Source organism: Pseudomonas sp. GM79 (genome assembly GCF_000282495.1).
GTDB lineage: Bacteria > Pseudomonadota > Gammaproteobacteria > Pseudomonadales > Pseudomonadaceae > Aquipseudomonas.
Genome location: NZ_AKJE01000036.1, coordinates 48671 through 68930, shown reverse-complemented (window position 1 = coordinate 68930; position 20260 = coordinate 48671). Strand labels below are relative to the sequence as shown.

Here is a 20260-nt window from a genome sequence, read left to right as displayed (position 1 = left end):
GCATTGCCCGCAAGGGCCTGAATCGAGAGTGCCATGAATATAACAATGCTCGCCAATAACCCTGCTGTAATAGTGGCCGGGATTTTCCTTGCCTTCATTTTGCTAGAGCTTGCCTGCTCCTCGTTTCGTCAGTCGTCAGGCAGTAAACGTGACGTACTCATTGAAGTCGTCGGTTCCGGCATCCTGGTGGCGGTCACGTTCCCTTTAGTCATGTGGCTTAGTGGCAAAATATCAAGTCAGGCTGTACCGGAGATGAAGGACGCATTGGCTGGAATCCCGTGGATTGCAGGATTTGTCTTGTTCTTACTGCTCGATGACATGACCCAATACTGGTGGCATCGCCTGACTCACCGGGTTCCTGCACTTTATGCATTGCATCGTGCACATCATTCCGCACCCTATATGAGTGTGCGCATCGTCTATCGCAACAACAGTTTCTACTATCTTCTGATGCCCGGCATCTGGTTATCCGGGGTGTTGATCTACCTTGGGCTTGCACCCGTTTATTATGGTTATCTGATTCTGAAAATGACCGTGATCTTCGCTGCACACAGCAGCATTGCGTGGGACGACAAACTTTATCGCATCCGCGCGTTACGCCCACTTGTCTGGGTTTTGGAGCGAACCTTCTCCACACCCTCCACACCCTCCACTCATTCTGCGCATCACGGTTTGACGGCCGAGGATGGCGTTACCCATTACAAAGGCAATTTTGGCAACCTGTTGTTTTTTTGGGACGTGCTGTTCGGAACCGCCAAAATTACCCGTCGACGTCCGCCAGCCTACGGAATCGAACACGTGTCACCGATAAGCTGGAAAGAAGAATTGTTCTGGCCCATCGTGCGTTCCCGCCGTACCGCTCCCAAGGTAAACGCTAACCGGAAAGTGGCGCGATCAATCAGTCAAGGTCGGGGCTGATACGGTTTTTCCTTCGCTATCTGCATCTGTAATGGGATCAGCCTGCGGCTCACAATGACAGCACGGTCAGCAGCGGCGGTAGCCGCTGCACCGCAAACTCATAACGTAGGAGGCCCAATGGGCAAGATGGCATTATTCCTGGGTGGATTTCTGGTGTTGACCATTTTGATTGGTGCGCTTGCCACGATCTCTCCGGTGTAGGGAGAGGGCGCCTCTCGCTTGAGATCCAGGGCGCTCATATCTGTTCCAGCAACCAGGTACGGAACGCGATGAGTGATGGCAGCATTTCGTTGCGCGGCGGGTAGGTCAGGTAGTAACTGCGCTGACTGGCGAAGGGCAGGTCCAGGCCGATCAGCTCTGCATTGGCCAATTCATCAGCCACCAGAATACGAGGCACCAGACCTATTCCGATGCCGGCTCTGACGGCCTGGATCAAGTGTGAGGTGAGTTCGAAACTTGGCCCCAGGCGCATCATCCGATGGGGCAAGCCGTGGTGGCTGAACCACTCGCCCCAGACGTTGGAATTACTCGCGACATTGAGCAGCGTCTGCCCGCCAATGAGCTCCGGGGGCCAGGCGTCATGGGCCTTGGCCGCTTGTGGAGACATGATCACCATCAGTTCTTCCGTGTGCAGCCGATGGCTGATCAGACCCGGTAAATCAGCATTGCCGACGACAATCGCGGCATCAATGCCGCTGGTTTCAAAGTCGATGGCGTCGATCCGGGAGTTGATGTGCACCAGCATGCCAGGATGGCTTTTATAAAAGTCATGAAGGCGCGGCAATAACCACTTCGAGCCGAAGGTCGGCAATGTGGCCAGGCGCAATGTGCCGCTGCCGGATTGATAAGCCATGGCCTGCAACGTGGCGCTGCGGATGCGTCCGAGCGCTTCGCTCATTTCCCGCTGATAAAGACGACCGACATCGGTCAACTTCACCTGGCGACCTTCACGGCGAAACAGCGTCAGGCCCAGTTGCTGCTCCAGCGCCTGGACCTGGCGGCTGACTGCGCTTTGGGTCAGCGAGAGTTCCAGCGCAGCGTGGGTGTAGCTTTCATGTCGGGCGGCGGCTTCGAAGGCCAGCAGCAACGACATCGAGGGGGTGAGGTGACGGTAATTCATTCGTAAAAGTCATCGATAGCGGCAGGATTATCCGTTTGTCCGGTGCCCGAGCCTGCAGGATCATTGGCGCAGCCGACGACCTGAGGCTGACGTATTAATGCTCAGGCGACAAGTGTTTTGATTTTTCGTGATTAGACCTTCAAGAGACCATCCAGCGATGATCGCCCAGTTGACGACCGTTGAATCCGCGGCACAGTACCCGGAATTTCTGCAAGCCCTGCGCGCCAGCGGTTTCCGCGGTCAGCTCAGTACGGACTATGCCACTCGGACCGTGCTGGCGACCGACAACTCGATTTACCAGCGTCTGCCGCAAGCGGCGGTGTTCCCCCTGGACGCGGACGACATCGTGCGCATCGCGACATTGATGGCCGAACCACGCTTTCGCCAGATCAAGCTGACCCCGCGAGGCGGCGGCACTGGAACCAACGGCCAGTCATTGACCGATGGCGTCGTGGTCGACTTGTCGCGGCACATGAACACCGTCCTCGAAATCAACGTCGCCGAGCGTTGGGTGCGGGTGCAGGCGGGCGTGGTCAAGGACCAGCTGAATGCCGCGCTCAAGCCTCATGGGCTTTTCTTCGCCCCGGAGCTGTCGACCTCCAACCGCGCCACGGTGGGTGGCATGATCAACACCGACGCCAGCGGCCAGGGCAGCTGCACCTATGGCAAGACCCGCGATCATGTGCTGGAACTGCACAGCGTACTGCTCGGCGGTGAACGCCTGCACAGCCAGCCTTTGTCCGACGCGGAGCTGGAAGTGGTGTGCGCGCAATCCGGCCGCATCGGCGAGGTGTACCGCACTGCGCGGCATATTCAGGAAACCCAGGCCGACCTGATCGAGTCGGTGTTCCCCAAACTCAATCGCTGCCTGACGGGTTACGACCTGGCGCATCTGCGTGATGAGCACGGACGCTTCAACCTCAACAGCGTGTTGTGCGGTGCGGAAGGCTCGTTGGGCTACATCGTCGAAGCCAAGCTCAACGTGCTGCCGATTCCCAAGTACTCGGTGTTGGTGAACGTACGCTACGCCAGCTTCATGGATGCGCTGCGTGACGCCAATGCGCTGTTGGCGCACAAGCCGCTGTCCATCGAAACCGTGGACTCCAAAGTATTGATGCTGGCAATGAAAGACATTGTCTGGCACAGCGTCGCCGAGTATTTCCCGACGGACGCCGAGCGCGCGACGCTGGGTATCAATCTGGTGGAGTTCAGCGGGGAAGACCTGACGCAAGTGAAGGCTCGCGTGGCGTCGTTCGTGGCGCATCTGCAGGCCGACACCACGATCGAGCGGTTGGGCCACACGTTGGCCGAAGGTGGCGAAGCAGTGACCCGCGTATACGCCATGCGTAAACGCTCGGTCGGGCTACTGGGCAACGTTGAAGGCGAGATTCGCCCGCAGCCTTTCGTTGAAGACACCGCCGTGCCGCCGGAGAAACTGGCCGACTACATCGCGCAGTTCCGCGCCTTGCTCGACAGCCATGGCCTGGCCTATGGCATGTTCGGGCATGTCGACGCGGGTGTGTTGCATGTGCGCCCGGCGCTGGACATGAAAGACCCGGCCCAGGCCGCGCTGGTCAAGCCGATTTCCGATGCCGTGGCCGAGCTGACCCGGCGCTATGGTGGTTTGCTGTGGGGCGAGCACGGCAAGGGATTGCGCTCCGAATATGTCCCTGATTTTTTTGGCGAGCTGTACCCGGCGCTGCAATTGCTCAAGGGCGCGTTCGATCCACACAATCAGCTCAACCCCGGCAAAATCTGCACTCCGCCGGATGCCGCCCAAGGCTTGCTCAAGGTTAACGAAGTGACGCTGCGCGGTGAGCTGGATCGGCAAATCGACGAGCGTGTCTGGCAAAGTTTCGGCACCGCTGTGCACTGCAACGGTAACGGCGCCTGTTACAACTACGACCCCGACGATGCGATGTGCCCATCATGGAAAGCCACCCGTGAACGCCAGCATTCGCCAAAGGGCAGGGCGTCATTGATTCGCGAATGGTTGCGTTTGCAAGGCGCGGCCAATATCGATGTATTGGAAGCGGCGCGGGGCAAGTTGTCGTGGTTGCGCGGCTTGCCAACGAGGATGCGCAATAACCTGGCACGCTCGCGCGGCGAGGCGGATTTCTCCCACGAAGTCTACGACGCGATGGCGGGCTGTCTGGCCTGTAAATCCTGCGCCGGACAATGCCCGGTCAAGGTCAATGTCCCGGATTTCCGATCGCGTTTTCTGGAGCTCTATCACGGTCGCTATCAACGTCCGCTTCGCGATTACCTGATCGGCTCGCTGGAGTTCACCATTCCTTATATGGCCTATGCGCCGGGCCTGTACAACGCGGTAATGGGCTCAACATGGATGAGCCGTTTGCTTGAACGACACGTCGGCATGCTCGACAGCCCGCTGATCAACCGTTATGACTTGCAGGCCACGTTGACCCGCTGCAAAGTCGCTGTCGCCAGCGTGCCAGCCCTGCGCGAGCTCACCATCGCGCAACGTCAGCGCAGCGTGGTGTTGGTGCAGGACGCTTTCACCCGTTACTTCGAAACACCGTTGCTGGCGAGTTTTATCCAGTTGGCGCATCAGTTGGGCTATCGCGTGTTTCTGGCACCCTATAGTGCCAACGGCAAGCCGTTGCATGTACAAGGATTCCTCGGCGCATTCGCCAAAGCGGCGATCCGCAACGCCAGTCAACTCAAGGCGCTAGCCGATTGCGAAGTACCGCTGGTGGGGCTGGATCCGGCGATGACGCTGGTCTACCGCCAGGAATACCAGAAAGTGCCGGGGCTCAATGATTGCCCAAAGGTCTTGCTACCCCAGGAGTGGCTCTTCGATGTGTTGCCTGAAAACCCGCAACCCGCTACTCAGACATTCCGTTTGTTGGCGCACTGCACCGAGAAGACCAATGTGCCGGCCAGTACTTCGCAATGGGAAGCAGTGTTTGCCCGGCTTGGACTCAAGTTGGTGACTGAGGCGACGGGCTGTTGCGGCATGTCCGGAACCTACGGCCATGAAGCCCGCAACCAGGACACCTCGCGGACCATTTTTGAGCAGTCATGGGCCGGCAAGCTGGACAAGACGGGAGAAGCACTGGCAACGGGTTACTCCTGCCGCACTCAGGTAAAGCGTCGCGCCAACAGGCAACTGCGCCACCCACTGGAAGTGGTGTTGGAGCATGCGCGCGCAGAGTAGGCTAGCTTGAGAATCTTGTGGATCGCCAACGGGCAGGTGAGAGGAGTGACCGCTGTCGACGGTCGACTCGATCAGGTCCACGGATCAGCAAAAACCACAACGCCTCCACACAGGGAGGCGTTGCGGGTTTTCAGCAGTATTGCTCAGATCATTTCAGATCAAACCGGTCCAGATTCATCACCTTGTCCCAGGCCGCAACGAAGTCTTTCACAAACTTCTCCTTCGCATCGTCGCAGGCATAGACCTCAGCCAAGGCCCTCAACTGCGCATTCGAGCCAAACACCAGATCGACCCGCGTACCCGTCCATTTAAGGTCACCGGTTTTCCGGTCGCGCCCTTCAAACTCCTCGTTGTCGTCCGAGACCGGTTTCCATTCCACGCTCATGTCCAGCAGGTTTCTGAAGAAGTCGTTGGTCAACGCTTCTGGCTGCTTCGTGAACACCCCGTGCTGAGTTTGTCCGACGTTGGTGTTCAGCACCCGCAGGCCACCGATGAGCACGGTCATTTCTGGCGCGGTGAGTGTCAGCAGTTGCGCCTTGTCGATCAGCAAGGCCTCGGCCGGTACGCTGTAGCGGGTTTTGAGGTAGTTACGGAAGCCATCGGCGGCGGGTTCGAGGTATCCGAAGGACTCGACATCCGTTTGCTCTTGCGAGGCGTCCATCCGTCCCGGTGTGAAAGGCACCGTCACGGTCTGGCCGGCATTTTTCGCCGCTTGTTCGACGCCGGCACAACCGGCCAGCACGATCAGGTCTGCCAGCGAGATTTTCTTGCCGCCACTGTTGAACTCGTTCTGGATGCTCTCGAGTTTCGCCAATACGCTCGCCAGTTGCTCAGGCTGGTTGGCCTGCCAGAATTTCTGCGGGGCCAGGCGCAGGCGTCCACCGTTGGCGCCGCCGCGTTTGTCGGAGCCACGGAAGGTGGAGGCTGCCGCCCAGGCGGTCGAGACCAGTTGTGAAACGGTCAGGCCGCAGGACTGGAGCTTGCCTTTGAGTGCAGCGATGTCGCTGTCGTTGACCAGGGCATGGTCGACCTCCGGAATGGGGTCTTGCCACAGGAGTTCTTCGTTGGGCATTTCCGGGCCGAGGTAGCGGGAGAGGGGCCCCATGTCGCGGTGGAGCAGCTTGAACCAGGCGCGGGCGAACGCGTCGGCCAACTGGTCCGGGTTCGCCAGGAACCGCCGTGAAATCGGCTCATAGATCGGGTCGAATCGCAGGGACAGGTCCGTGGTCAGCATGGTCGGGTTACGCCGCTTCGACGGGTCGTGAGCATCCGGAATGATGCCCGCGCCAGCACCGCCTTTCGCGGTCCACTGGTTGGCACCCGCCGGGCTCTTGGTCAGTTCCCACTCGAAACCGAACAGGTTTTCCAGGTAGTTGTTGCTCCACTTGGTGGGTGTGGTGGTCCAGGTCACTTCCAGGCCGCTGGTGATGGTGTCGCCGCCCTTGCCGCTGCCGAAGGTGCTCTTCCAGCCCAAGCCTTGAGCTTCGAGGCCAGCGGCTTCGGGCTCGGCGCCGACGTTGTCGGCAGGGCCGGCGCCGTGGGTCTTGCCGAAGGCGTGGCCACCGGCGATCAGTGCCACGGTTTCTTCGTCATTCATCGCCATGCGCCCGAAAGTCTCGCGGATGTCCACCGCGGCAGCGACCGGGTCCGGATTGCCTTCCGGGCCTTCCGGGTTGACGTAGATCAGGCCCATTTGCACCGCGGCGAGCGGGTTTTCCAGGTTGCGTCCTCCTTCGGTACGGCTGTCCTCATTTTCCCCCGGCTCAGCAACGAGTGGGCCTTCGCCGGGTTCTTGCATGGGCTCCTTTTTGTCTTTTTCGTAGCGGGTGTCACCGCCCAGCCACTTGTTTTCCGAGCCCCAGTAGACGGCCTCATCCGGTTCCCAGACGTCTGGCCGGCCACCGGAAAAGCCGAAGGTCTTGAAGCCCATGGACTCCAGCGCGACGTTGCCGGTGAGCACGATCAGGTCGGCCCAGGAGATGTTGCGACCGTATTTTTGCTTGATCGGCCAGAGCAGCCGGCGCGCCTTGTCGAGGCTGACGTTGTCCGGCCAACTGTTGAGCGGTGCGAAGCGCTGCTGACCGGAGCCGGCACCGCCACGACCGTCACCGACGCGGTACGTGCCGGCGGCGTGCCAGGACATGCGAATAAACAGCGGCCCATAGTGACCGAAGTCTGCCGGCCACCAGTCTTGCGAATCGGTCATCAGCGCGTGCAGGTCTTGCTTGAGCGCCTGAAAATCCAGATTTTTGAACGCTTCGGCGTAGTTGTAGCCCTCGTCCGTGGGGTCGGACAGCCGCGAATTCTGGTGCAGGATCTTCAGGTTCAGTTGGTTCGGCCACCAATCGCGGTTCGTCGTGCCACCGCCCGCGGCGGCGTGATTGAACGGGCATTTCGATTCATTTGCCATGTGTGCGCTACCTTTGGTCGTAATCATCCGGCTATCCGGCCCGGGGTGGGCGCGCAATAGCGACGAGCGAAATCAATGACATAGGCTGCAGCCGTTCGATCAACCGTTCATCGTGGTCACAGGGGAATCTGGATAGCGGCAAATCGAGTTGCCTATACGGTGGCCCACGGCAAGCCTAGTACGCTTCTGATTCATTCGTATCTTTTATCAAGTCTCAACCGGCCGGCTCACGCCAGCGCTGCATTAAGGTTAGACGCCTATAAAGCAGTCAGCTAATAGGTGGGGTATTCACGCTTGATAGGCAGAATCTTTTACCTGAGCCATCGAGATGGAACCGCTGATACGAGTCTCTTTTATCCAGCATCGGCAAAACGTAATCTGTCGCACCGACCTTTGGATGGAACCCAACCAATGCTACTCACCCACCGCCCCGTCGATGCTGAAGATGTGTTGACTGTTTGCGACTTTCCGCAAAACGCTCAAGAACTGTTTTACATGTTCCCGAAGGCGCACTACCCGCTGACGGAAGATCAACTGCGTGCATCGATTGCTCTACGTTCAGACTCTACGGTGGTTGAGGGGGACGGTTCTGTTGTTGGCTTTGCGAACTTTTATGCGTTTGAGCGCGATGGTGTTTGCGCGATCGGCAATGTGATCGTGTCGCCCAGGGCGCGGGGGAAAGGTGTCGCGAAGTTTTTGGTGGAGACGATGGTGAAGCTGGCCTTTGAGCGTCATCGGGCAAGCGAGGTGCAGATTTCGTGCTTCAACGAGAATACGGCGGGGCTGCTTCTGTATCCGCAGCTAGGATTTGTGCCGTTTGGGGTTGAGGAGCGAGTGTCGCCGGATGGGCGCCGTGTAGCGCTCATACAAATGAGAAAGGCCGGGAGCCATGGGGGTCTCTGAGTATTTTTCGGGTCGGAATTTGTGCTGTTTATTCGAGCCTCTTCGCGAGCAAGCCCGCTCCCACAGGGGATTTGTGTCATGCACATGAAAACGTTCCTTCCATACAAGCTGGGGCGTGGGCGGGTAATGATGCAGAGAGGAGACGAGCGACCGAAGGTATGATGGGCCCTTTCAATCGACGCCCACAAGGATCCTTCCCCGATGTCTTTAAGCAAACGCGATCAGGCCCAAATCGAACGTCGCCTGGTCGCCACCCTGACCGAGGCGTGTGAAACCGCCAAGGCAGAAATAGTCGGGTTCTGCTGGCTGACCCACGAAATCGATTACGCGGTCTTTCCTTCCAGCCTGCGGGTGATCTGGGTCTTCGATACACAGGCCAACAAGGATCAGGCGCTGGCGAGCGGGCAGGGCGAGCGTATGGTCGAACTGACGGCCGTGGCGCTAAGTGAAGCGGATGTACTCATCAGCCCGGTAGCGGCCCATGTGCAGTTCGATTCTGAAGAACAATGTCAGCGCACCCATGCCGGTAACTGGCAGCAATGCCTGGCGCCCAAGCGCTCGACGCGGGGTTGAAGCGTGGCCAAGGATATCGAAAATCCGTGTATTTCCATTTGCCAGCTCAGTGGTGAGCTGTGTGTCAGTTGTGGCCGCACCAAGGACGACATCAGAAAATGGAAGCGTATGAAGCGTCCGGAAAAAATGGCGGCGGCGCAGCGGGCGAGTTTGCGGTTGAAGGGGCTGCAGAAGAGGAAGGTTTGAGGGCAATGCCAGGCCGCACTCCGATCCGTAGCCGCTGGCGCAGCCTGCGTTCGGCTGCATAGCAGTCGTAAAATCAGAGAATGCGCTACGTCTGGTAGAGCGCGTTACCAGGACTCACGACTGCTGCGCCGCCGAACGCAGCCTTCGGCAGCTGCTACAAAAGCGTGTCGCTTAACCGGGCTGCGTACAAACCTCCCGCACACATTCACGCAGCCACCGATGCGCTGAGTCGGCATCCATGCGTGGGTGCCAGAGCATCGAAAGGGTGATCGGCGGCAGGTCGAACGGAAGATCAAAACTGTGCAGGCCTGCGCGCAGGTTTCGGGTGTGTTGCGCGGGCACGGTGGCAATCAGGTCCGAGGCGCGAGCCAGCGCCAGCGCGGCCGAAAAGCCGCCGACGATGGTGGTGATCTCGCGCTCCAGCCCCAGCACTTCCAGGGCTTCATCCATCGGCCCCTTATCGAGCCCGCGTCGCGAGACCAGGATGTGCCTGCCAGCGGCATAACGGGAGGCGGTGACTTCGCCTTGGGTCAGCGGATGCCCTGTGCGCACGACGCCGATGAAACGATCCTCGAACAACGCACGGGTGCGCACTTCCGGGCTCGTCGTGCCGCCGACCACCCCGGTTTCCAGGTCGACGGAACCGTCGCGAAGCGCGGCGCTGTCCTTGCTCAGCTTCTGCACAAAGTGCAAGCGCACGCCGGGTGCTTGTGCACTGACGCGGGCAATCAGCGCCGGGCCGAAGTTTTCGACGAAACCGTCGCTGGTGCGCAGCGTAAACGTCCGGACCAGTTGTTTGAGATCAAGCTGTTCGGCGGGGCGTAACACGGCTTCTGCGTCTTGCACCAATCGGCTGACCTGTTCGCGCAGTTCAAGTGCCCGGGGCGTCGGCACCAGCCCGCGTCCGGCCCGGACCAGCAGCGGGTCGCCCGTCGTTTCGCGCAATCGCGCCAGTGCCCGGCTCATGGCCGAAGGGCTCAGGCGCAGTCGTTGGGCGGCGCGTGCGACGCTGCCTGCGGCGAGCAGCACATCCAGGGTAATCAGCAAATTCAGGTCGGGAGTCGTCATGCCTCAACGTTAGCACGGCGTGCGGGTGACATGGCGTCAAACGCAACTATCAAGTGCAAGTCATGCGTCTTCCGCCATATCACGCTCGGGCATACGCTGCTGATCTACCTTTCAGATGTGGCCAGACAATGAAACTCATCACCCAATCAGGCTCCGTCCGCTGGGCGCTCGCAAGTCTTTCGCTATCGATGTTGATGCCTTCACTCGACACCAGCATCGCCAATGCGGGTTTGCCGATGTTGGCCCAGGCGTTCGATGCTTCCTTTCAGCAAGTGCAGTGGATTGTTCTGGCGTATTTGCTGGCGATCACCACGCTGATTGTCAGCGTTGGACGACTCGGTGACCTCGTCGGTCGTCGACGCTTGCTGCTGACGGGCATCGGCATTTTTACCCTGTCATCGCTGGCATGTGGTGTCGCGCCGTCGCTTTGGTGGCTGGTCGGTGCCCGGGCGGTGCAGGGCCTCGGGGCGGCGATCATGCTGGCGCTGACCGTGGCGTTTGTCGGCGAGACGGTGCCGAAAGCGCAGACCGGCAGTGCCATGGGGCTGCTCGGCACGATGTCGGCGATCGGTACCACGCTGGGGCCGTCGCTCGGTGGAATGTTGATCGCAGGCGCAGGTTGGCAGTCGATTTTTCTGGTCAACGTGCCGCTGGGTGTTCTGAACATCTGGCTCGCGTATCGCTATTTGCCGGCGGATGCACAGCGAACGAAAGCGCCATGGGTGGGGTTCGACAAGGCAGGCACGTTGCTGCTGGCGTTGACGCTCGGGGCGTATGCGCTGGCCATGACGATCGGGCAGGGTGATTTTGGGCCGGTCAACATCTCGCTGCTGCTTACGGCTGCTTTTGGCGTTGGGCTTTTCATCTTCGTTGAGACCACGGTTGCATCACCCCTGATTAAATTGGCGCTGTTCCGCGAGCCAGGATTGAGCGCGAGCCTGGCCATGAGCACGCTCGTTTCGACGGTGATGATGGCGACGTTGGTGGTCGGGCCGTTTTATCTTTCGGGGGCGCTTGGGCTCGGCACGGCACTTGTCGGTTTCGCCTTGTCGGTAGGGCCGTTGGTGGCGGCGCTGACCGGTATACCGGCCGGTCGCCTGGTGGACCGTTTTGGCACTCGGCGCATGACCCTTCTCGGGCTTGCGGCAATGGCGCTCGGAACGGGGGCTTTATCGATAATGCCGGCGGGTTTCGGCATCCTCGGTTACCTCGCGCCCATCGCGGTGATCACTGCCAGCTACGCGTTATTTCAAGCGGCCAACAACACCGCGATCATGACCGACATCCGTGCGGACCAGCGCGGCGTGATTGCCGGCATGCTCAGCCTGTCGCGCAATCTCGGACTGATCACCGGGGCCTCGGTCATGGGCGCGGTGTTCGCCTTTGCGTCGGCGACGGCAGACATCACCACGGCATCTCCCGCCGCCATCGCCAACGGTATGCGGATAATGTTTGCCGTCGCCATGGTGTTGATCGTCCTGGCCCTTGTTATCGCGCTGGCGCTGCGAGTTTCACACTGCTGCACTGCATGCAGTAATGAACTGCAGTGAAGCTGTATTGTTCGCATGAAATCGAATACCGATACTTCCCCCACATGGCGCAGATGGGCTGCGCTGAAGTGAAGGAGTCAGGCAATGGTTTCTGTCGTTCGTATCGCACACACCGGCGCACCTGAGGTGATGACCATCGAGCAGGTGACGGCGCGTGAGCCGGGGCCGGGTGAAGTCTGGCTGGAGCAGGAGGCGATTGGCGTCAACTTCCTCGATGTGAGTCAGCGCAAGGGCGCCGTACCGCTGCCATTGCCGTCGGGGCTGGGCCTTGAAGGGGCGGGCCGGGTTGCCGCCATCGGCGCGGGAGTGAACAACGTCAAGGTGGGTGATCGGGTGGCCTACGCAACAGGGCCTATTGGTGCTTACGCCAGTGCGCGCCTGTTTCCGGCCGAGCGGCTGGTGCCGATTCCCGACGCGTTGACGGCTGAAGAGGCCGCCGCGGTGTTGTTCAAAGGCATTACCGCGCAATACCTGCTGAAGACGACTTACCCGGTCGGCCCCGGCACCACCCTGGTGCTGTATGGCGTAGCGGGCGGCCTCGGGCAGATCATGGCGACGTGGGCCAAACACCTGGGGGCCTTTGTCATCGGCATTGTGTCCCGGGCCGAGAGTGTCGAGACAGCCAAGGCGCTGGGTTGCGATGCGGTGCTGGTGTTCAATGCCCAGACACTCGCCGCGGATGTGGCGCAGATCACCCACGGCAAGAAAGCCGATGTGGTCTACGATCCCATCGGGCGGGTGTCGTTCGAAGCGTCGCTCGACAGCTTGCGACCACGTGGGTTGATGGTGTCTTTCGGGGCATCTTCCGGAGCGCCGACGGCGGTCGAAGTGGCCACGCTCAATGCCAAGGGTTCGCTGTTCCTGACCCGTCCTTCACTCGCCGCGCACACCACGGACATCGCCGAATACCGGCAACGGGCCGATGATGTACTGGCCGCGGTCGAGGCGGGCATAATCAAGCCCGGCATCTGGGGCCGCTATGCATTGGCCGACGTGGCCAAGGCCCATGCCGATCTGGAAGGCGGCCAATCTCGCGGAGCGATCGTCCTCAAGCCGTGATTGTTTTTTACCTGAACAAAAGAGTGTTTTGTGAACCCACTGGACAGCCGCCACATCGATGAAATTGCAGCGCTGCTTGCGGTCGCCTCGGCGCATTCGTTCGTGGCTGCCGGACGCCTGCTGCAACGCCATCCGACGGTGATTTCAAAGCGTCTGGCGGCCATGGAAAAGCGCTTGGGCGTGCGGTTGATGGAGCGCACGACGCGACAGGTGCGGTTGACCGATGCCGGCAACCGTCTCGTCGAACGTCTGCGCTCCGCCACGGGGTTGATCATCGAGGCCGAGCAGGAAGCGTCACTGGGCGCGGCGCAGGTTCGTGGCGTTTTGCGCCTGGCTTTTCCTGCTGCGATGGGGCGCCTGTGGCTGGCGTCGATGCTGCCGGAATTTCTGGCGGCTCATCCGTTGGTCTCCATCGAGGTGGATTACAGCGATCGCGTCGTCGACATCATTGGTGAAGGATTCGATGCGGCGATTCGTATCGGTGAATTGAACGACAACCGCCTGGTCGCGAAGAAGCTCAGCGATCATCGCCGCATTCTCTGCGCTTCACCGAGTTACATAGAACAGCATGGTTTACCGGCCAGCCCGAAAGAACTGACCGAGCACAACTGCCTGGGCTTCACCGGCCTGGCGGCGTTTCCTGAATGGCGCTTGTCGAAGGGTGATCGGCAGGAGAGGGTCATCACCAGGGGAACCTTGACCTCGAACGACGGCGAGGCGTTGCTCGCCGCGGCCAAGGCTGGCGTCGGTATTTTGGGCGCTGGCGAGTGGCTGATGAGCCGGGAAATCGCCAACGGCCAGATGGTGCGCGTTCTGCCGGAGTGGGACCTGGATGCCCAGGGCGGGATTTATCTGGTGCGAGCATCAGCCGCTTTTACGCCGGCAACGCTCATGGCCTTCAAGGAATGGCTGGAGGCAAGATTTGCGCAAGGGCCGCCTTGGCAAATGCCCGTCAGTTAAGCGCAGTCCATGTGGGAGCGGCGGTGCGACGATTCGACTTGCTCGCGAAAGCGGTGTGTCAGACGACATCAATGTTGACTGTGCCGCCGTCTTCGCGAGCAAGCCCGCTCCCACAGGTATCGCATTTTGACTGACTGGCCATTACTCCCTTACATCAAGGTATTTCGCGGCATCCCCAGCAGGCCAGTCAGGGTGTTGATGATCGCTTGTTGCCGCGCACGGTCTGTCTGGTGCACGGCTTCTGCGGCGGCGACATCGGCGTCGCAGTGAGGGCAGGTCACTTCGTGCGCATGGATGTACTGCAAGCAACCGCGACACAGCGCCAGTTGCGGTGGAATACGTCCTTCGTCCGGCGATTTCTGGCCCTGGTTTGCCCAGGCCAGCTTGATCACCTGGCCGCTGTCGCTGACGCTGCTGACCGTCTCGCCGGTATCGATGCGCTCGGTGATCAGGTCAAAACGTCCGACGGCGAAGGACGTCTTGGCCGCGTCTTCGAGTTTGACGATACGCTCGCGTAGCCCGCGTTTTTGCAGGTCCAGCGCGCGGTAATGGCAGTAGGGGTTGTTGCCGGGTTTGCCAAGCAGGGAGTGCGACGTCCAGGTGCAGCCGCCACGGCAGACGTCGTTGTAGTAACAGCTTCGGCAGTAACCCCACAGGTCTTCGACGCCGCGCAGGCGGCCAAAGTGCATGCCTTCGCTGTAGTGCCAGATATCGTGCAGGCTCATGTTGCGAACGTTGCCGCCGGAAAACCCCACGGTTGCCAATGACGGGCAACCCTTGACGGTGCCGTCGGCCTCCAGCGCCAGCACAGTCTGGCCGGCGGCGCAGCCACTCCAATGCACGCGCTCGTCGCCGAAACCACGCCACATATGTTCATAAGGGCCGTAGTAACCAATGTTGTTGCCCACGTTCATCAGCAGGCCGCGATCGACACCTTCGCGATACAGACGCGCCAGCAACGGCATCACTTCCAGCAGTTGATAAGGCTGCAATAACAGCTCCGGGTGATCGACGGCATTGCCCATGGCGACCGTCAGCTGGATCTGCCAGTGAGTGGCGCCGAGGCCGATGATCAGGTCCATCAGATCAGGCAGATCGGGCAACGTGGCCGCGCCGATTTGTGTGTTGACGCTCACCGCAAGCCCGGACTGTTTGGCGCGTCGCAAGGTGTCTACCGCCTTGTCGAACGAACCCGGAACATTGCGCACTGCGTCATGCAGCGGGGCCAATCCATCCAGTGAAACACCGACGCCATTGAGCCCGGCATCCACCGCTGCCTGCATTTTCGCCGGTGTCAGGTTGCGTCCACCGGTTTGTATGGCGCAATACATGCCGTGATCGTGGATGGCCTGGATCAGCTGCGTCCAGTCCTTGCGCAAATAGGCTTCACCACCGATCAGGGTGATCTCGCGGGTGCCGAGGGCGGCCAGGGAATCGATGACGTCCAGGCATTCCCGGGTGTTCAATTCATCGGGTCGTCTGTGGCCGGCGCGTGAGCCGCAATGCAGGCATTTGAGATCGCAGGCCAGGGTGATTTCCCAGACCACATGCACCGGCACGTAGCGTTTGAGGTCGGTTTCACTGAGGTAGCGGGCAGGGCGACTGTCTGACATGGAAAATCCTTGCGCACAACGCGTGCGCGGCACGAATCCATCGAAGTGTTCGCGCCTTCCTTGGGGCAGTGGCGCGACCGGATTTACCTTTTGTTGTTGAAGTGAGCCGGGCCAGTCAGTTAAGCGCGGAACCCTGTGGGAGCGGGCTTGCTCGCGAAAGCGGTGTGTCAGGCGACATCAATATTGACTGTGCTGGCGCCTTCGCGAGCAAGCCCGCTCCCACATGGATGCTTGCCTGACGGCATTACCGGGTGCGGGTTAGCGAGCCTCCAGCCGGGCGATTTCAACGTTCAACTGATCCAGTGCGTTACGCAGCGCACCGCTGTGGGCCAGTTGCTGTTCACCCTGGCTGACCACGGCCTTCAGTTGCGCCAGGTCACCGCTGGCTTGCGCTTGCTGGACCGCGACGGCGTAGAGCGGCACCGCATGGTGCGGATGCTCTGGGCGCACAATAACGGGAGCCTGGCTGACCGCCGCGTGTTTCACGTAATGCCAGACGCCCTGTTCCTGATATTTGTAGTCGACATAACCACTCGCCCAATCGCCGCCTAAAATGCCCTTTAAACCGAAGGTCTGGGCGATCTGGCTGAGAGGGCCGCTCGGGCTGCCCGCCAGGGTGAGGATGATGTGGTTCTCCGCCGTCGGCACCAGTTTGGCCTCGGAATACTCACCCCATACACGGGCACGGAAGTTGAGGGTCGGGTAGGTGCTTTGGAAAATACTGGCAATCCCGCTGACTTTTTTCTTTGTGGTATCCACCAGCAGATCGAGGGTTAAAACCGGTGCGCCCAGCAGGTGATTGCTGACATTGAGGCGGGTATGAAAAAGTCCGATTGACATGGTGCTACTCCCTTATTTGTATTCAAGACAAGTCGGGCATATTTCGTGGTCGAGTCAGCGGCGTTCCTGCCGGCTGATTTCTTCCTTGGCCGTTTCAAGCGCCGTCTGCAGTTGGGGTTGCTGATCCAGTTGCTGCTGGGCCAGGCGCGACAGGCTTTTCATCTGGGCTAGGTCACCGCTGGCCATTGCACTTTGGATCGGTGCGGCGTACAGCGGCATGATGGGCGGATACGATGATTCCGGCGGAATCACCGGGCCGGGCTCCAACGGCAGCGGGGAGACGTGGGACGGCACCGCCTCAATGAGGTGGGCGGGAGCATTGTTGACCTCGACCCACTGCTGACCATTCAAGTACGAATAGTTGGCGACACCTTCTTTCCAGTCGGTGCCCACCACCAGTTGCAACTTGAAATTCACGATGGAATTGGAGCCCGAGCCGCCATGATTGCCTTGTGCGGTGATCAGGATTTTGCTGACGCCGGGTGACATGACCGTCAGGTAGGTGTACTCGCCCCAGACATCGGAATGCACATCCAGCGGCGGGTTGGTTGCCTGAGTGATTGCGGCGGTGCCGTTTACAGTCTCATCAGGGGTAAAGACCAAAAGATTAAGTGCCAGACTTTGTGCGCCCGGTGCCGAAGTACCAATTCGGTAGCCGAGCGGGAACAAGCCGACAGATTGCTGAGTAGAGCCAGACATGGTTATTGCCTCCATTGCAATAAGGGGAGCGGAAATAGCTGTTAGTGCTTTTCCAGGCGTGCGACTTCCTTGGCCAATTGCTCGTAAGCGGTAGTTAGCTCTTTGTTTTCTGGTGTGGATGCATCGCGTTGTTTCAATAGCGTCTTCATTTGCGGCAGGTCGCCGGTCTTGATCGCGCTTTGGATGGCCACCCCATAGGGGGGCATGCTATGGCGAGTTGAATTGCTCATAACGGTTCCTTCCGTGGTGTTTACGGGCACTGCTGTCATCAGCAGTTTTTGCAGTTAAGCAGGCGCGGATAAATATGCAATGAATAATGGGAGCGTAATTTTTAATATTATTTTATTAATCGCGATGGGTTAGCAGGCGCTAGGTTCAATATTAAGAATGGCGATGAAGGATGATCTATTCAGTAACTTCTTCATAAGTGTTATTCCGTATCGCCATTATGTTTATTTGATTAATCAAGCCAAGTAACGCCGAAACCAGGCCAGTGTCCGGTCCCAGGCAAGCCTGGCGGCGGCATCATCGTATCGAGGTGTGGAGTCGTTGTGGAAACCGTGGTTAACGCCCGGATAGATATAGGCTTCATAGGTCTTGCCGGCCGCTTTCAACGCCTGCTCGTAGGCGGGCCAGCCTTCATTGATGCGCGTATCCAGTTCGCCATAGTGGAGCAGCAGCGGGGCTTTGATTCTGGGGACATCTTCAGCCTTTGGCTGACGGCCATAAAAGGGCACGGCGGCCCCTAACTCCGGATAGGCCACGGCTGCGGCATTGGCGACTCCACCGCCATAACAGAAGCCGGTGATGCCGACTTTCCCGCTGGTGGCATCATGTTTCATCAGCCACTCGATGGCGGCGAAAAAGTCATTCATGAGCTTTTCCGGGTCGACGGTTTGCTGCAATTCCCGGCCTTTGTCATCGTTGCCGGGATAGCCGCCCACCGACGTCAGGCCGTCAGGGGCGAGGGCGATGAATCCCGCTTTGGCGAGACGCCGGGCGACGTCCTCGATGTAAGGATTTAGCCCACGGTTTTCATGCGCGACCACCACCGCCGGCACCTTGCCGGTGGCTTTGGCAGGGCGCACCCAATAACCACGAACCTGCCCGTGACCCTTGGGCGAGGGGTAGGTGATGTACTCGGCGATGACGTCGGGGTCGGTAAATTGCACCTGCTCGGCCAGCGCATAATTCGGGCTCAGGGCGGCGAGGAGGGCTGTTGCCGTCAAGCCGCCCAAGGTGAACAGCGCCGCACGATCAAGAAACGCTCGCCGGTTGATTTTGCCGTGGGCGTAGTAGTCGTAGAGTTCGAGCAGTTCAGGGGCAAAGTCTTTCGCCGTGAGACGGTCCATCTATGTGTTTCCTGTTGGTTGATTCATAAAAAGCGGAGGGGCAGCGCCTAATGCCAGTCAGTTAAGCATGCGAAACCTGTGGGAGCGGGCTTGCTCGCGAAAGCGGTGTGCCAGGCGACATTAATGTCGACTGACACGCCCTCTTCGCGAGCAAGCCCGCTCCCACATGGATTGCTTAACTGACTGGCATTAGCGCTCAGCCCCCCGCTGTTCATGGCTATGGCAATCAGCTCCCAGCCTGTTTGTTCAACGCCTCTTCAGCCGCTGCAATTTCTGCCTGACGCTTGATGATCATGTCGCCTACAGGTGGACCCTGGAAGCGCCGGGCTTCAAAGGCGAACCAGACAATCGCCGTCAGAATCAGAAAACCGAGCGTGATGTACAGCGCCCAATCGTTCGGTGGCTGGATGCCGATGACAAAGATCAGCACCATCGAAAGGACCGAGAGGATGGCGAACAACGAGTAAAACCCGCGCCCCATGTTCCACGGCCCCATGGTCGGCCACTTCGCAGTCCCGTAGGTAAACAGGCCCAGCACGATGGGAATGATGAAAGAGAAGAACAGGAAGATCACCGTGCAGGAGACCACGATCGTGTAAACCGGCGTTTCGCCGATCGATACCAGGGACGATCCCCACACGAACAACACCGCGAGCGTGGCACCGGTCCAGATCGCCGCCACCGGGCTGCGATGGGTCGGTGAGACTGAGGCCAATGCTTTGGAGAAGGGCAGGCCGCCGTCACGGGAAAACGCGAAGATCATGCGTGAGACCGAGGTCACGGTCGCCAGCCCGCAGAGAACCTGCGAGATGAAAATGGCCAGATAAAGCGCCATCTTGATCGCCGGGTTCACCTGAGTGTCCATCGCCCAAAAGAACACATTCCAACCCTGCTTCGCCGCTTCGTCCATGCTTGGCAGCATCAGTACAAACGAGCAGAGCATCACCCAGCCGAACAGCAACGACCAGGCCACCGAACTGACCATCCCGACCGGTACCGACACGGATGCCTGATGGGTTTCTTCGGAGGTATGCGCCGAGGCGTCATAGCCGGTGATGGTGTAGATCGGCAAGAGCAGGCCGAGCATGAAAATCCAGCCGTTCGACACCTGTGGCCAGACGTTGCCGCCGGCTTCGCCGGAGTAGTTGCCGAAGGTCACCAACCGGGCGAACTCAAAGCTGGGGGCGGCGATCAGGCAGACGATGGTCAGCGCGAGCGCCGTGGCGAAGATCAGGTAGCCCGAGAAGTCAGTGAGCTTTGCGGTCAGGCCGATGCCGAAGTGGTTACACAAGGCCTGGAGGCCGGTCAGGATCGCCAGAAAAGTGATCCGTGTGGTGATGGTGTCTTCCATTCCCAGGGCCGGTCCGAAGGCGCCGAAAAAGAAGTAATAGGTACCGACGTTGATCGCGCCGAGCACCGTGATCAGCCCCAACAGGTTGAACCAGGCCGTCAGCCAGCCGGTGAAGCGGTTACCGAGAATCGAGCCCCAGTGATAGAGGCCGCCAGCGGTTGGGTAGGCCGAGGAAATCTGTGCCATGGCCATGGCGAAAACCCCGGAGATCAGGCAGCCCAGTGGCCAACCGATACCGATGGCTGCACCGCCTGCACCCGAAGTGCCCTGTGCCAGTGAGTTGATGCCACCCGAGAGGATGCAAATGATCGAAAAGGAAATGGCAAAGTTGGAGAAAACGCCCATGCGTCGCGAGAGTTGCTGGGCATAGCCCATGTTGTGCAACACCTTGAGGTCGTCGTCTTGTGGCGCGGTGGCGCCGGGTTGGCTTACTGGACTCATAGCGTGTGCTCTTGTTCAGGTTTTGATCCACATCCA

Annotated in this window: 17 protein-coding genes; 8 read left to right on the top strand and 9 right to left on the bottom strand. The window is 59.7% G+C overall.

The annotated features are described in order from the left end of the window. The first annotated feature begins 33 nt into the window (after positions 1-33). Positions 34-918: a sterol desaturase family protein gene (locus PMI36_RS18465; RefSeq protein WP_008070758.1), complete on the top strand. Its 885-nt coding sequence runs from the start codon at positions 34-36 to the stop codon at positions 916-918. Between the two features lie 235 nt (positions 919-1153). Here PMI36_RS18465 and PMI36_RS18470 read toward each other — a convergent pair whose 3' ends face one another. Then, positions 1154-2038: a LysR substrate-binding domain-containing protein gene (locus tag PMI36_RS18470; RefSeq protein ID WP_008070756.1), complete on the bottom strand. Its 885-nt coding sequence runs from the start codon at positions 2036-2038 to the stop codon at positions 1154-1156. Positions 2039-2195: 157 nt separating this feature from the next. On the opposite strand from PMI36_RS18470, the gene ydiJ reads away from it, so the two are divergent. Continuing rightward, entirely contained in the window at positions 2196-5219 is a 3024-nt protein-coding gene (ydiJ, locus tag PMI36_RS18475; RefSeq protein WP_008070755.1) for a D-2-hydroxyglutarate dehydrogenase YdiJ, read from the top strand. A gap of 148 nt (positions 5220-5367) precedes the next feature. Here the strand turns inward: ydiJ and katG are convergent, their stop codons facing one another. Then, positions 5368-7656: a catalase/peroxidase HPI gene (gene katG, locus PMI36_RS18480; protein ID WP_008070753.1), complete on the bottom strand. Its 2289-nt coding sequence runs from the start codon at positions 7654-7656 to the stop codon at positions 5368-5370. Positions 7657-8040: 384 nt separating this feature from the next. Between katG and PMI36_RS18485 the strand changes: the two genes are divergently transcribed. The 3 genes from PMI36_RS18485 (at position 8041) to PMI36_RS30455 (ending at position 9291) form a co-directional block, all read left to right on the top strand. Continuing rightward, complete coding sequence (locus tag PMI36_RS18485; protein ID WP_008070751.1) at positions 8041-8532, top strand: GNAT family N-acetyltransferase; 492 nt, start codon at positions 8041-8043, stop codon at positions 8530-8532. A gap of 201 nt (positions 8533-8733) precedes the next feature. Continuing rightward, positions 8734-9105 (top strand): hypothetical protein, encoded by a 372-nt coding sequence (locus PMI36_RS18490; protein ID WP_008070749.1) that lies wholly within the window; start codon positions 8734-8736, stop codon positions 9103-9105. A 3-nt stretch (positions 9106-9108) separates the two neighbouring features. Continuing rightward, positions 9109-9291, top strand: coding sequence for a DUF1289 domain-containing protein (locus PMI36_RS30455; RefSeq protein ID WP_081499251.1), 183 nt, complete (start codon positions 9109-9111; stop codon positions 9289-9291). A gap of 171 nt (positions 9292-9462) precedes the next feature. Here the strand turns inward: PMI36_RS30455 and PMI36_RS18495 are convergent, their stop codons facing one another. After that, positions 9463-10359, bottom strand: a complete 897-nt coding sequence (locus PMI36_RS18495; protein WP_008070747.1) for a LysR family transcriptional regulator — start codon at positions 10357-10359, stop codon at positions 9463-9465. Positions 10360-10487: 128 nt separating this feature from the next. Between PMI36_RS18495 and PMI36_RS18500 the strand changes: the two genes are divergently transcribed. The 3 genes from PMI36_RS18500 to PMI36_RS18510 all read left to right on the top strand — a co-directional run bounded on the left by PMI36_RS18500 (position 10488) and on the right by PMI36_RS18510 (position 13928). Next, positions 10488-11909, top strand: a complete 1422-nt coding sequence (locus PMI36_RS18500) for an MFS transporter (protein WP_008070745.1) — start codon at positions 10488-10490, stop codon at positions 11907-11909. 84 nt (positions 11910-11993) lie between these two features. Then, positions 11994-12968 carry a quinone oxidoreductase family protein gene (locus PMI36_RS18505; protein ID WP_008070744.1) on the top strand — a complete coding sequence of 325 codons (975 nt, stop codon included), beginning with the start codon at positions 11994-11996 and terminating at the stop codon, positions 12966-12968. Between the two features lie 30 nt (positions 12969-12998). Next, positions 12999-13928: a LysR family transcriptional regulator gene (locus tag PMI36_RS18510; RefSeq protein WP_008070742.1), complete on the top strand. Its 930-nt coding sequence runs from the start codon at positions 12999-13001 to the stop codon at positions 13926-13928. Positions 13929-14077: 149 nt separating this feature from the next. On the opposite strand, the gene PMI36_RS18515 is transcribed toward PMI36_RS18510, so the two are convergent. From PMI36_RS18515 to PMI36_RS18540, 6 genes are all read right to left on the bottom strand, one after another. Then, a complete protein-coding gene (locus PMI36_RS18515; RefSeq protein WP_008070739.1) occupies positions 14078-15541 on the bottom strand; it encodes a GDL motif peptide-associated radical SAM/SPASM maturase in 1464 nt (487 codons plus the stop codon). A 258-nt stretch (positions 15542-15799) separates the two neighbouring features. After that, positions 15800-16381 carry a DUF1842 domain-containing protein gene (locus tag PMI36_RS18520; protein ID WP_008070738.1) on the bottom strand — a complete coding sequence of 194 codons (582 nt, stop codon included), beginning with the start codon at positions 16379-16381 and terminating at the stop codon, positions 15800-15802. A gap of 54 nt (positions 16382-16435) precedes the next feature. Beyond that, the gene (locus tag PMI36_RS18525) at positions 16436-17080 is read right to left on the bottom strand and encodes a DUF1842 domain-containing protein (protein ID WP_008070736.1); all 645 of its coding nucleotides are present in this window, start codon (positions 17078-17080) and stop codon (positions 16436-16438) included. 41 nt (positions 17081-17121) lie between these two features. Further along, on the bottom strand, positions 17122-17310 hold the full coding sequence (locus PMI36_RS18530) for a DUF1843 domain-containing protein (protein WP_008070733.1): 189 nt from the start codon (positions 17308-17310) through the stop codon (positions 17122-17124). Positions 17311-17544: 234 nt separating this feature from the next. Continuing rightward, positions 17545-18432 (bottom strand): YghX family hydrolase, encoded by an 888-nt coding sequence (yghX, locus tag PMI36_RS18535; RefSeq protein ID WP_008070731.1) that lies wholly within the window; start codon positions 18430-18432, stop codon positions 17545-17547. Between the two features lie 226 nt (positions 18433-18658). Beyond that, positions 18659-20224 carry an amino acid permease gene (locus tag PMI36_RS18540; protein ID WP_008070728.1) on the bottom strand — a complete coding sequence of 522 codons (1566 nt, stop codon included), beginning with the start codon at positions 20222-20224 and terminating at the stop codon, positions 18659-18661. Positions 20225-20260: the final 36 nt, after the last annotated feature.